8 protein-coding genes are annotated in these 12,632 nt (G+C 69.6%); 3 read left to right on the forward strand and 5 right to left on the reverse strand.

The window, feature by feature from the left end; all coding sequences use genetic code 11:
* Positions 1 to 35: 35 nt before the first annotated feature.
* From ABCR94_RS38585 to ABCR94_RS38605, 5 genes are all read right to left on the reverse strand, one after another.
* Positions 36 to 992, reverse strand: coding sequence for a 3-oxoacyl-ACP synthase III family protein (locus tag ABCR94_RS38585; RefSeq protein ID WP_347126110.1), 957 nt, complete (start codon positions 990 to 992; stop codon positions 36 to 38).
* A complete protein-coding gene (locus ABCR94_RS38590; RefSeq protein ID WP_347126111.1) occupies positions 989 to 7,126 on the reverse strand; it encodes a type I polyketide synthase in 6,138 nt (2,045 codons plus the stop codon). The genes ABCR94_RS38585 and ABCR94_RS38590 overlap by 4 nt, the downstream gene beginning before the upstream one ends.
* A 54-nt stretch (positions 7,127 to 7,180) precedes the next feature.
* Positions 7,181 to 8,179 (reverse strand): phosphopantetheine-binding protein, encoded by a 999-nt coding sequence (locus tag ABCR94_RS38595; protein WP_347126112.1) that lies wholly within the window; start codon positions 8,177 to 8,179, stop codon positions 7,181 to 7,183.
* The gene (locus ABCR94_RS38600; RefSeq protein ID WP_347126113.1) at positions 8,176 to 9,486 is read right to left on the reverse strand and encodes an NAD(P)/FAD-dependent oxidoreductase; all 1,311 of its coding nucleotides are present in this window, start codon (positions 9,484 to 9,486) and stop codon (positions 8,176 to 8,178) included. Before ABCR94_RS38600 ends, ABCR94_RS38595 begins: the two co-directional genes overlap by 4 nt.
* 95 nt (positions 9,487 to 9,581) lie before the next feature.
* Positions 9,582 to 10,556, reverse strand: coding sequence for a 3-oxoacyl-[acyl-carrier-protein] synthase III C-terminal domain-containing protein (locus ABCR94_RS38605; RefSeq protein ID WP_347126114.1), 975 nt, complete (start codon positions 10,554 to 10,556; stop codon positions 9,582 to 9,584).
* A 525-nt stretch (positions 10,557 to 11,081) separates the two neighbouring features.
* On the opposite strand from ABCR94_RS38605, the gene ABCR94_RS38610 reads away from it, so the two are divergent.
* From ABCR94_RS38610 to ABCR94_RS38620, 3 genes are all read left to right on the forward strand, one after another.
* The gene (locus ABCR94_RS38610) at positions 11,082 to 11,546 is read left to right on the forward strand and encodes a hypothetical protein (RefSeq protein WP_347126115.1); all 465 of its coding nucleotides are present in this window, start codon (positions 11,082 to 11,084) and stop codon (positions 11,544 to 11,546) included.
* A gap of 11 nt (positions 11,547 to 11,557) precedes the next feature.
* Positions 11,558 to 12,079, forward strand: coding sequence for a hypothetical protein (locus ABCR94_RS38615; RefSeq protein WP_347126116.1), 522 nt, complete (start codon positions 11,558 to 11,560; stop codon positions 12,077 to 12,079).
* 14 nt (positions 12,080 to 12,093) lie between these two features.
* The coding region (locus ABCR94_RS38620; RefSeq protein ID WP_347126117.1) for an MAB_1171c family putative transporter at positions 12,094 to 12,632 on the forward strand (539 nt) is incomplete at its 3' end.

A 12,632-nucleotide genomic window follows, 5' to 3' on the forward strand; every position in this document is an offset into this window, starting at 1 on the left:
GCCGGGCCGGGTGGCCCGGTTCCGCTCGGCGGCGTTCACTGCGTGCCTCCGCGGTGGGTCAACGTCAGGGCGCTGAACGTCGCTCCCGCCCCCACACCGGCCATCAGGTAGTGCCGGCCGGCGATGAGCCGTCCCGTGTCGCGCAGGGTCGTGTAGTTGACGAACGGGTCGGAGGCGAAGCAGTGGCTGTAGCGGGGGATGTTCTCCAGGAACACCCGGTCCGCCGTGATGCCCAGTTCATCGATGGTGTTGCGCCAGGCCAGCATGTTGACGTTGTGCGGGATGACCAGGTCGATGTCGGCCAGGGTGAGTCCGGCCTTCAGGACCGCCCGGCGCATCACGTCGGCGAGTGCCGGCGCGTACACCTTGCCGTACAGCGCGGCTTCCTCCGGGGAAAGCGAGAGCAGCTGCGCGTACTCGCCCAGGGTGTGGCTGACGTGGGAGAGGACGGGGTCGCCCGGACCTCCCGCGGCGATCAGGCAGGCCGCGGCGCCCTCTCCCATGAGTGCCGTGTTCGGCACCTTCTGGATCAGCGGCGAGTGCGGCTTGTCCCCGACCACCAGCAGCGCCTGGTCCGCCGGATCGCCGTCCGTGAGGAGCTGAGCCGCGATGGCGACGGCGCCGAGGCCGATGGCGCAGTTCTGCTGGCTCAGCGCGAACGCCTCGGCGTGCTCCAGGCCCAGTGCGTCACGGATGCCGACGGCCGTGTCGACCCCTGCGGGGGCGACCTCGTGGATGGCGTGGGCGTAGATCACGAACCGGATGTGGTGCGGGTCGTCGAGGCTGTCCACCACGCGCCGGGCGGCCGGCAGGAGCAGGTCGAACAGCGATGCCCCGGGGTCCTGGTGCAGGGTGCGCAGGCCGTGGACCTTGCGGAACAGCGACAGCTTCGCCCGGCTCAGGCCGAGCGGCTCGGCCAGGGCCTCGATGGTGACCCGCCGGTCCGGGAGATGGCTCTCCACCCGTTCGAGGGTTCCGATCGGCGCGGTCACCGCTGTGCCCCGTCCCGCGCCGGGCCGTCGGCCAGGACCTGGTCCAGCCAGTCGGCGACCGCCCGTGCGGTCGTCCCGGCGTGCTCCGCCAGCATGGTGAAGTGGTCGCCGGGAACCACCACCGTGGTGTCGGCCAGCGGCCAGCGCGGCCGGTCGTGCGTGCCGGAGCGCTCCCCGGCCTGTACGAGGAGGGTGGGCACGGACAGCCGCTGCGGCGTCCACCCCTCGAAGAGGGGGATGTATCCGCCCATCGCGATGAGCCGGTCGTCGTCGAGCCACTGGCTGCTGTGCTCGTCCAGCATCTGATCGGCCACCATGGACAGGTCGCTTATGTCCAGCGGGCTGGCCAGCGTGTCGATCAGTACGACGGATGCCGGGGCAGCGCCCTGCTCCGCCAGTCGCTGGGCGACGGCGTGCGCGATCCAGCCGCCGGTGGAGCGGCCGACCAGCACCAGCGGCCTGCCGTCTGCGAGTTCGGCCGCGCCGCGGGACAGCGCGTCGACGAGCGCCGGCAGCGAGGCGGGCAGCGGCTGGTCCGGGGTGAACCCGGGAAGCGGCGGTACCGAGACGGCCTGCCCGTCGATGTGCGCGGCGAACAGGTCGTACTCCTGCGGCCCGGAGATGGCGATCATCGACGGGAAGCAGACGGTGACCGGAGCCTGCGCGGGGCCGGGGGCCTTGGGGAATGGCGGCAGTTGCGCCGACTCCTCGAAGGCCGGGCGGATCCCCGCCGCCGACACCAACAGCTCGATCGCACGGCTGAGCTGCCGGTTCCCGTGCGCGGCGCGGAAGAGGGCGGTCAGAGTGCCCGACTGGACCGGTGCGGGTGTGCCGGGCGCGAGGGTGCTCAGCTGGCCGAACACGTGTTCGGCCAGGTCGCCGACGCTGGGGCGGTCGAAGACGACGGTCGCCGGCAGTCGCAGCCCGGTCGCCTGGTTCAGCGCGTTGCGCAGCTCCAGGGAGGTCAGCGAGTCGAGCCCGAGGTCCCTGAAGGGAGTTTCGGTGTCGATGGCGTCGACGTTGCTGTGGCCGAGTACGGCGGCAACACTGTCCTGCACCGTGTCGATGACGGCCTTGAGCTGCCGGTCCTCAGGGAGCCCCGCCAGCTTGTCGCGCAGCGACGTGGTCGGCGCGGCCGTGCCGGAGGCGGGGGACGCGGTGGCCTGTGCCCCGCTGCCGGCACGCCGTGCGGCGGCCTTGACGAGTCCCCGCAGCAGGGGCGGCAGGGCCTGTCCTGAGGTGCGCAGGGCCTTGCGGTCCAGCCGGACGGGCACCAGGGCGGCGGCGGAGTCCGCGCAGCCGGCGTCGAAGAGCGCCATGCCCAGTTCGGCGGAGATGGGCAGTACGCCGTATCGCGCCATCCGCTTGAGGTCCGCATCCTGCAGCGTGTCGGCCATGCCGCTGGTGGGCTCCCACACGCCCCAGGCCAGTGCGGTCGCGGGCAGGCCGCGCCTGGCGCGGTGCTGTGCGAGCGCGTCGAGGAAAGCGTTGCCCGCTGCATAGCTGCCCTGCCCGGGGCTGCCGAGGGTGCCGGCGACCGAGGAGAAGAGCACGAAGGCGCCCAGGTCCATGCCCTGGGTGAGCTCGTGCAGATGCAGGGCCGCGTCGACCTTGGGGCCGAGCACCTTGTCGAGCCGCGCCGGGGTCAGCGAGGTCAGGATCCCGTCGTCGAGCACGCCTGCCGTGTGGACCACGGCGGTCAGGGGGTGTTCGGTGGGGATCGAGGCCAGTAGCGCGGCCAGCGCCTGGCGGTCGGTGACGTCGCAGGATGCGACGGTGGCGGTGGCGCCCAGTTCCGCCAACTCCGCGACCAGGGCCGGTGCGCCCTCGGCGCGCAGGCCGCGGCGGCTGACGAGCAGGAGGCGGCGCGCTCCGTGTGCCGTCACCAGGTGGCGGGCGAGCAGCGCGCCGAGCCCGCCGGTGCCGCCGGTCATCAGGACCGTGCCCCGCCAGGCGGCGGGATCGGTGCCGGCGGCCGAGACGGTCTTGGTCTTCAGCCGCGGCGTCAGCAGCACGCCGTCGCGTACGGCCAGTTGCGGCTCGCCGGTAGCGAGCGCAGCGGTCAGGGCGGCTGTGGCAGGCCCGGCCGCGGTGTCACTGTCGTGGTCGATCAGGGCGAAGCGTCCGGGAGCCTCGGACTGTGCCGAGCGGACCAGTCCCCACAGGGGGGCCGCGACCAGGTCGGTCACATCCTCCTCGGGGCCGGCGGCGATCGCCCTCCGGGTAACGAGGGCGAGCCGGGAGGGGGTCTCGGGGCCTTCGGCGAGCCACTTCTGCAGCAGGGCCAGCACCTCGCCTGTGGTGTTCCTGACCGCTGTGGCGAGGTCGCCCGCGGCGTCGGAGACACAGTCCACGACCGTGGTTCCAGCGCTGACCGAGTTCGTGGCGAGCGCGCCGAGCAGCTGCGCGGGGGAAGTGAAGTACCGGACGGTGTCCTCGGCGCCGGAGGTCCCAGCGACTGCGGCGACCGGTGCCCAGTCGACGTGGAACAGCGCATCGTTGAAGGCGCGGCGGTCGCCGCCGATCTGGTCGCCGGTGACCGGGCGGGAGACGAAGGACTCGACCGAGGCGACGGCGTTGCCCTCCTGGTCGGCGACGGTCAGGGCGATCGCGTCGGGGTTCTCGCGGGAGAAGCGGACCCGCAGCGAGTCGGCGCCGACGGCGTGCAGCCGGACGCCGTTCCAGGAGAACGGGAGCCGTCCCGAGGCGTCGCCGGTACGTATTCCCTCCCACGCCAGGGCGTGCAGAGCAGCGTCGAGCAGCGCCGGGTGGAGTCCGAAGGCGCCGGCCGCGCCCTGCTGCTCGGTGGGGAGCGCGACTTCGGCGAACAGCTCGTCGCCCCGCTGCCATACGGCGCGTAGCGCCTGGAAGGCGGGCCCGTAGGCGAATCCGGTGTCGGCCAGGCGGTCGTACAGGCCGTCCAGTTCCACCTCGGCCGCGTCGTGCGGAGGCCAGTCCGCCAGCCCTTCGGGGGCGGCGGCGTTGACGGAGTGGGCCAGCCAGCCAGCGGCGTGCCGGGTCCAACTGGTGTCGTCCGGGGCGTCGTCGGGAAGGGAGTGCAGCACGACCGGGCGGCGGCCGTCCTCCTCCTGCGGCGTACCCACGGTGAGCTGAAGACGGACGGCGCCCTGTGCCGGGAGCACCATCGGCGCCTGGAGGGTCAGTTCCTCCACAGTGTCGCAGCCGACGTGGGCGGCGGCCCGGGTCGCCAGTTCCAGCAGAGCGGTACCTGGCACCAGGACCGTGTCGTGGACGACGTGGTCGGCGAGCCACGGATGCGACTGCTGGGACAGCCTGCCGGTGAACACCACGGTGTCGTCGGCGGCGAGATGAGTCACGGCTCCGAGCAGCGGATGGTCGGCGGAGCTGAGGCCGACCGAGGTGATGTCACCGGCCGTCGTCGGCTCCTCCAGCCAGTAGCGCTCGCGCTGGAAGGCGTACGTCGGCAGGTCGACACGGCGTCCGCCCAGATCCGCGAGGACCGCCTCCCAATCGGGTGCGATGCCGTGGACGAAGAGCTCGGCCAGTGCGGTCAGCAGTGCCTCCGGCTCGCGTCGGCCGCGCCGCAGCAGCGGTACCACCAGGGCCTGGCGCTCGTCGCCGAGGCAGGCCTTGGCCAGGGCGGAGAGCGTGCCGTCCGGCCCGATCTCCACGAAGGTCCTGACCCGCTCCGCGTACAGCGTCTCGACGGCGTCGCTGAACCGTACGGGTCGGCGTACATGCTCGGCCCAGTAGCCAGGGCGGCACAGGTCCTCGGCGGTGGCCAGTTCGCCCGTCACGTCGGACACCAGCGGAATCCGCGGGGCGGAGAACGACAGTCCGGCCACGACGGCGGTGAACTCGTCCAGCATGCCCTCCATGTGGGGCGAGTGGAACGCGTGGCTGACCGGCAGATTCTTGGTCCTGCGGCCCTGCTCGCGGAAGTGCCCGGCGATCTCGTCCACGACGTCGGCGTCCCCGGACAGGACGACGGATTCCGGGCCGTTGAGCGCCGCGATCGACGCCAGGTGCTCCCGGCCGGCGAGTGCGGCCAGTACCTCCGCCTCGGTGGCCTGGACCGCGGTCATCGAGCCGCCGCCCGGCAGCGCCTGCATGAGCCGGCCGCGGGCGGCGACCAGCTTGGCCGCGTCGGCCAAGGGCAGGACTCCGGCCACGTGGGCGGCGGCGATCTCGCCGATGGAGTGTCCGGTGACGTAGTCGGGCCGGATGCCCCAGGCCTCGGCGAGCCGGTAGAGGGCCACCTCGACCGCGAAGAGCGCGGGCTGGGTGAACTCGGTCCGGTTGAGGATCTGCTCGGGGTCGTCGTCGGCGAAGAGGACCTTGGTGAGCGGTACCTCGAGGTGCTCGTCGAGGGCTTCGCACACGGCGTCGAAAGCATCGGCGAACACCGGGTGGGCGTCGTGGAGCTCGCGCCCCATCCGCAGCCGCTGGCTGCCCTGGCCGGTGAACAGGAAGGCGATTCTGCCGGTGTTGCGGGTGGTACCGCGCACCACCTGTCCCCCGGAGGTCCCGGCCGCGACGGCTTCTACGCCCCGCAGCAGTTCGCCGGCGTCGCTGCCGATGACGACCGCGCGCTGATCCAGCGGCGTACGGGCCGTGGCCAGGGTGAAGGCGGCGTCCACGGGGTGCTCGGCGCCGAGCGCCGTGTGCAGCTTGCGGGCCTGGCCGCGCAGGGCCTCGGTGCTCCTGGCTGAGAGGATCCACGGCACCAGGGCGCCGTCGGTGGGCGGCGGCACGGGGGCCTCTTGCGTCGGCGGTTCCTCGATGATGACGTGCGCGTTCGTACCGCTGATGCCGAAAGAGGAGACTCCGGCGCGGCGCGGCCGGTCGGCCCGGGGCCACGGCACCGGCTCTGTCAGCAGCCGTACGTCACCGCCCTCCCAGTCCACGTGCGAGCTGGGCGCGTCGACGTGCAAGGTCTTGGGCAGCCGCCCGTGCTCCATCGCCTTGATCATCTTGATGATCCCGCCAATGCCGGCGGCGGACTGGGTGTGCCCGACATTGGACTTCAGGGAGCCCAGCCACAAGGGGCTTCCCCCGCGTCCCTGGCCGTAGGTGGCCAGCAGGGCCTGGACTTCGATCGGGTCGCCCAGCTTCGTTCCCGTTCCGTGGCCCTCCACGGCGTCCACATCGAGGGAGGTCAGCCCGGCTCCGGCCAGGGCCTCACGGATCAGCTTTTCCTGGGAAGGGCCGTGGGGGGCGGTCAGGCCGTTGCTGGCGCCGTCCTGGTTGACGGCCGAGCCGCGGATGACCGCGAGGATGCGGTGCCCATTGCGGCGCGCGTCTGACAGACGCTCCACTAGAAGCGTTCCGGCGCCTTCCGCCCATGCGGTGCCGTCGGCGCCCTCTGCGTACGACTTGGCCCGCCCGTCCGGGGCGAGTCCGCGCTGCCGGCTGAACTCGGTGAAGGAGAACGACGTCGCCATCAGCATCACGCCGCTGACGACGGCGAGCGAGGACTCGCCGCGGTGCAGCGACTGCCCGGCCAGGTGCAGGGCGACGAGCGAGGAGGAGCAGGCCGTGTTGACCGTGACCGCCGGGCCGACGAAGCCGTACGTGTAGGAGATGCGACCGGAGGCGACGCTGCCCGCGCTGCCGACGCCGAGGTAGCCGTCGATGCCCTCGATCGGCGTCTTGAGGAAACGCAGTCCGTACTCGTCGCACATGATGCCGACGAACACCCCGGTGTCGGTGCCGCGCACGTTGTCGACGACGATCCCGGCGTCCTCGAACGCCTCCCAGGTCGTCTCCAGCAGCAGCCGCTGCTGCGGGTCGATCGTCAGGGCCTCCCGGGGGGAGATCCCGAAGAAGGCCGGGTCGAACTCGGAGGCCTCGTGCAAGAATCCGCCGGTGCGGACGTAGCTCTTGCCCACCCGCGCCGGGTCGGGATCGTAGATGTTCTCCAGGTCCCAGCCTCGGTCGGTGGGGAAGCCGGTGATGGCGTCCCGGCCCTCGTCCACCAGGTTCCACAGCTCGTCGGGCGTGGTCACACCGCCTGGGAAACGGCAGCTCATTCCCACGATCGCGAGGGGCTCGTTGGCGCTCTCCTCCATTTCGCGCAGGCGAGCCTCGGCCTGGTCCAGTTCGGCGGTGGTGCGTTTGAGGTACTGCAGGAGTTTCTCTTCGTCAGACATGCGCTTCATCTCTCTGCTCGGCGTGGTCGGGCTGATTCGTCCCTCGAAGACCGGTCATCCGGCCTGCTCGGCCCGGCCGAGCCTGCTGTCGAGGTAGGCGAACAGCTCCGTGGCGGAGGCGGCTTGGAGCTCCTCCTGGGCGGCGCTGGGCACCGGGGCGAGCCGCTTGGCCAGGGTGGCGAGGCGGTCCGTCAGCTCGGCGCGGAGAGCTTCCTGGCCGGGCTCCGTGAGGGCGGGCGCGAGTGCCTCCAGCTGGCTGAGCGTGCCGAGCGGGTCCGCGGAGGGGGCGGCGGGCATCTCGCCCAGGCGTGACCACAGGTAGCCGGCCAGCGCCTGGGGGGTGGGGAAGTCGAAAACCATCGTGGTGGGCAACCGCAGGCTGGACTCCTCCTGTAGTCGGTTGCGCAGCTCGACGGCGGTGAGGGAGTCGACGCCGAGGGAGAGGAAGGTTGCGGTGTCGACCGCGCCGCTCACCTCGTCGTCCTCCAGGAGTTCGGCCGTCAGGTCCAGCACCCGCTCCAGCAGTACGAAGCGGCCCGCGTCCGGGGTGAGTCCGGCCAGGCGGGCGGGCAGTGTCGCCGGCGGCTGCTCCTCGGACTCGGTGCCGGCCACCGCGCCGAGCTGGGCGTAGAGGTCAAGCTGATCGTCGGTGAGCCAGTACTCGGCGATCCGGCCGTCCTCAAAGCGGAGGATGTCCACTCCGCGGAACGTGACCTCCGTGCCCGGCCGCACCGTCGCGGTCGCGGGCCGGCCTCCCGCCCAGGTGCCGCGGAAGACCCAGCGCCCGATGGCGTAGTCGCCCACGAAGAAGGGGCCGAGCTCGCCCGTGATGCCGGCGGCGGAGTCGTAGGAGGACCGGAAGGCCGATATCCAGGCGGCTATCTGCGGGCCGTCGCTCAGTGCGGCGGGGTCGGGCATGCCGAACTCGGGGATGTTCACTCGCATGGTCCGGGAGACGTAGTCGTCAGCGATGGCGTAGTCCCCGTTCCAGAGCCGGTTCCATGCGTCCCACAGCTCCTGGTGGGAATAACCTGTGCTGGTCGTCCGGCTCATCGTGTCGCTCCCGCGTACTCGTTCTCGGCGGCCTCGTCGCCGGTGCCCGTCACGTCCTCGCCCGTCAGCTGCCGGAGTACCTCCTCGGACAGGCCGTGACCGTTGACCCTCTCCATGTGCGCCACCACCTCGGGGGAGAGAAACTCCTCCACTGTCATGAGCCGGGAGCCGAAGCTGTGGAAGTGCGCGGCCATCAGGGGGTCGCGGGCGGCGGCGGAGAAGGAGAACTCCTCGATCTCGTTGAACGGTCGGGCCGCCGCGTAGTCGGCGATGAGATGGTGGTGCGGCCCGGTCTCAGCTCCGTGGCGCACGCTGTAGCTCTCCAGGGCCGCATCGAGCCCTTCGCCGCCGCCAGTCACGGCTGCGGCGCTCTCGGACACCAGCCACTGGGCGGACTGCATGGCCCAGGCGCAGCCCACGGCCGCCAGGGGATCGCTGGCCAGAGCCGCGTCGCCGATCAGCGCGTAGCCGGAACCGGACGGTTCGCGTGAGATCAGGGGGTAGTTGACCGTCCCGATGATCTTGGAGATACGCTCGGCGCTGTCGATGTCCGGGGCTTCTGGCAGGGACCGTATGAAGTTCAGGTAAGCGCCTTCCAGGTCCGCCTTGAACTCGCCGAGGCGCTGCTTGGAGACGATCGCCGCGATGACGGTGACGTCGTCCTCCATGGGCATGACGTACGCGTTGTCAGGCTCGAGGTAGTAGACGCGTGCGGCGTCTCCGGCCTGCCGGGGAAGGCCCCGGAAGTAGGCGAAGTAGCTGAAGCGGCCGTTCTCCGCCATCTCGGCCGGGGTGCCCGCCAGGCGCGCGACCGTCGACTCCTTACCATCCGCACCGACGACGAGCCGGGCACGCAGGGAAAAGGCCTCCTCCCCGGCGGTGCCGGCAACGCCCACGACCCGGCCGTCCTCGAAGAGGAGCTCGTTCACTGCGTGGCCCAGCTTCAGGTCCACGCCCTCGGTGTCGGCGGCCAGACGCCGCAGCAGCGGGTCGAGGGTCGCGCGGCGCACGCTGTAGCCGTGCGCGCTGTCCCCGTCGTGGGGCGGCTTGATCCATCCCCAGCGGGTCCAATAGTGGGCGGTGTTGGGAAGGGCTCCGGCCTTCTCCAGCACCTTGTCCAGGCCGGTCTCGGCCATGACGGCGTAGGCGGAAGCCTGTATGTAGTGGGTGCACAGGACTTTGTGTGCGTCCATGTCGGAGCGGCGTTCCAGCAGGGCCACCCGGGCGCCTTGCCGCGCGTAGAGAAGGGCCGCAGTACATCCGGCTACGCTCGCCCCGTTGATGATCACGTCGTATGCGTTGCTCACTGCTTGTTTTCCTTTCGCTCCGGCCTGTGGCGAACTCGCCTGCCGGGAAAGAGAAATGAAATGGCGTCGGAGGTGTTCCGGGGCCAGATGCGCGGTTACACGGCCTCCACGACGGCGCACGACCAGGTGAAGCCGCCGCCGCCGCCGATCACCAGGGCGAGGTCGCCGGACTGGAGCGAGCCGGATGCCGCGATGTACTCGAGATTGGCCAGCAGGTCGCCGGCCCCGAGGTGGCCGCTGGATTCGCGAAGGGCGAGCACTTCCCCCTTCACGACACCGTCCAGCACGGGGCGGTACATGAGGTCGAGAACGCTGTCGCTCAGCCTGGGGAGTGCCACACAGACGATGCGTGGGTCGCCGGCCTCCACCTCCGCCTCGGACAGCGCGAGCCTCAGCACCCTGTCCACGCACTGCGCGGCCGCACGCCGGAACTCGTCGGTGCCCCCGCGCATTTCGAGGTAGGCCTTCTTGGGGCGCTTCACGTCGACGTGGCCGCCGTGGGAGAGCGGGGCGGGACTGAAGTCGTCCCGTCCCCGGTACATCTCCTCGAAGGAGGCGTCCGTGACAAAGGCGAGGGACCGCAGGAGCAGCGCCCCGGCTCCCCTGGCGCGGCCGTCCGGCTCCTGGCGGCGCAGCAGCGCGGCCGTACCGGCGTCGCCGTACACCACGCCGTAGTCGGCGGACCAGCGGTCGAACCCGGGGAGGGCGAACCTGTCCGCCGTGGTGACCAGTGCCGCGTCGATTCCCGGGTCGGCGATCAGCTTCTCGGCCGCGATCCCGAGGGCGGCCGCCCCTGCGTTGGACATCTGCTGCACCCCGAGAGGCAGGGCCTCGCTCGCGCCGAGCTGGTGGGCAATGTAGTGGGCGGGTGACCAGAAGTCGTGTCCTTGGTGATAAGTCCACCCGTGCGCGACCAGGCCGATCCGGGCAGGGTCCCACCCGGTCTCGGTGAGTACGCGAACGGCCGCGCGAACGGCCATCTCAGGCGCCGCGAGCTCCTCCGAGACCGGCACCATAGTGAGTGCGAGGTCCTCGGCTTCGGCTGCTGAGAGGCGGCCGGCGGCGACCATCTCGCTCGCACTTTCCCGTCCGCGTGGAATCCAGGTGGCCGCTTCCAGGACTAATGACTGTGCGAACTTCACTGTGCTTTCTCCCCGACCGACCGTTGCAGTGGATGCGGCAGCACCTCGGCATCGGTGAGCGACAGCCGGAACGTTTTCGGCCAAGTCACCTCGTCCTCCCGCCACAGCCTCCTGCGGAGCGTCGTCGCCATGAGGATCGGCCCTACGACATCGCCATCGTTGGCGGGTAACGAAGTTGCGCTACGAACTAATCCACTGTGCAAGGCGGTTCCTTCGTCAGCGAGCAGAGAACGCCCACTCCGGCAGTGGGATGTCACCAGAAGCGCGGCTGTCAACTCATGTTCGATCGAGCAACCACATGCCGCTCGACACAAGTCGAACTCAAGCGTCAGATGTCCAATATATTAGCACGCAGTGGTTTGTGGAGGCAAGAAGTCCTAGATGCTGCCTCCACGGGCCACATGGTGCGCCGCCATAAGGGATGATGGGCAGATTGAACCGAGGAGCGTGGGCGTGGTGGTAGATGACGGCCAAGGTCGTGGGCGGTCGTTGGCAGAGCGGTTGAACACGTTGTTCGCGATAGTGCGATGGACCGACGCCCACGGCCGACAGCGGGAGTACTCGACCGCCGAGGTGGCCAAGGCGGTTACTGCGGATCCGTCGCATCCGGCGACGCTGTCGCGGAGTTACTTGTCGATGCTGCGTAACGGGTCGCACACAAACCCGACATTGAGTGTGCTGGAGGGTCTTGCGAAGTTCTTCGACGACCACCGCGTACCAGACGTGCCGCCGGTCACGATCCAGTGGCTGGTGGCGCAGGAGGACCCCGAGGACGAGCTGTTGCGCCAGCGGCTTGCCAGCCATCAGGTGCGAAGGATCGCGATGAGAGCAGGCGAGATGACGCCGGCGATGCGCGAACAACTGCTCAAGATGATCGAAATCTTCGATCAGGACGGGCACCCCGACGCCGAAGTGTGAGAAAGGATGCTGTGGCCGTACACGAACGCGAGCTCCGACGTTTCTGCAGGCGCCTGCTACGCCAACTCGATATCCAACCTCCGCTGCGAGTGGACGAGTTATGCCGCAGGATCGGCGAACACCGAGACAAGCCGATCCGATTGATTCCCTGGGCACTGTCGATCCCCGGACCATTTGGGGTGTGGATGTCTCGACCGCACGAGGAAATAATCTTCTACCAAGAAGAGACGAGCCGCGTACACCAAGATCACATTATTTTGCACGAGATCGGCCATATCCTCGCCGATCATCAGGACGATGGGGGTGCAGGGGAAGAGCTTCCTGCTCTGGGACCGGATTATCCTGGCGACTTGATCACGCGGGGGTTTCGTCGCACCTCCTACACCGAGGACTACGAACGCGAGGCCGAACTGGTCGCGACGATCATCCAAGAGTGGGCAGTGGTCATCAATTACGCTACGCCCCGCACTCCCGAAAATTCCGACCTCGGCCCGCTCCGTTCCGCGCTGAACCCCCGCTGGGGGTGGACGTAATATTCCAAGAACCAATGATCGCGATGTTGACCATCGGGTCAATATGGAAGATCGTCGACTTGGCGCGAGCCCCACACGACCGGGTACTGCAAGCCCTGGTCGCCTGCCTCCTCCTCCTGACCGTCGGCGAAGTACTCAGTTTCCCCGAGGTCAACCGTTTCGTCGATGCGTTCACCGCAGTCGGCGTCGGCAAGATCGCGTTCAACGCGATCTACATGTCCGGCTTGGGTGCGCTCGTCCTGTTCTTTTCCTCCTCCATGCGTGGCGCGAACGCCACATACCAGCGACAATTGTGGATCAACGTCGGCCTGCTCGCCGGCACCTTGCTCGCTCTGGTCATTAGCATGATCGCCACGCCCGCGGCCATGCGTGATCACACGCTGAGCACTCCGTACGTACAGTCGGCCATCGCTTGGTTCTACGTCATTGGCAACACCTACTTCGTTTATGCCTATCTGATATCGGGACTATGGGCGCTGCGCTACGCACGTATGGCGTCCCAGCACCTGGCACTCGGCTTGCGGACCGCGACACTCGGCCTGTTCGGATTGGC

Source organism: Streptomyces changchenzhani (assembly GCF_039766235.1).
In the GTDB taxonomy this organism is placed as follows: Bacteria; Actinomycetota; Actinomycetes; order Streptomycetales; family Streptomycetaceae; genus Streptomyces.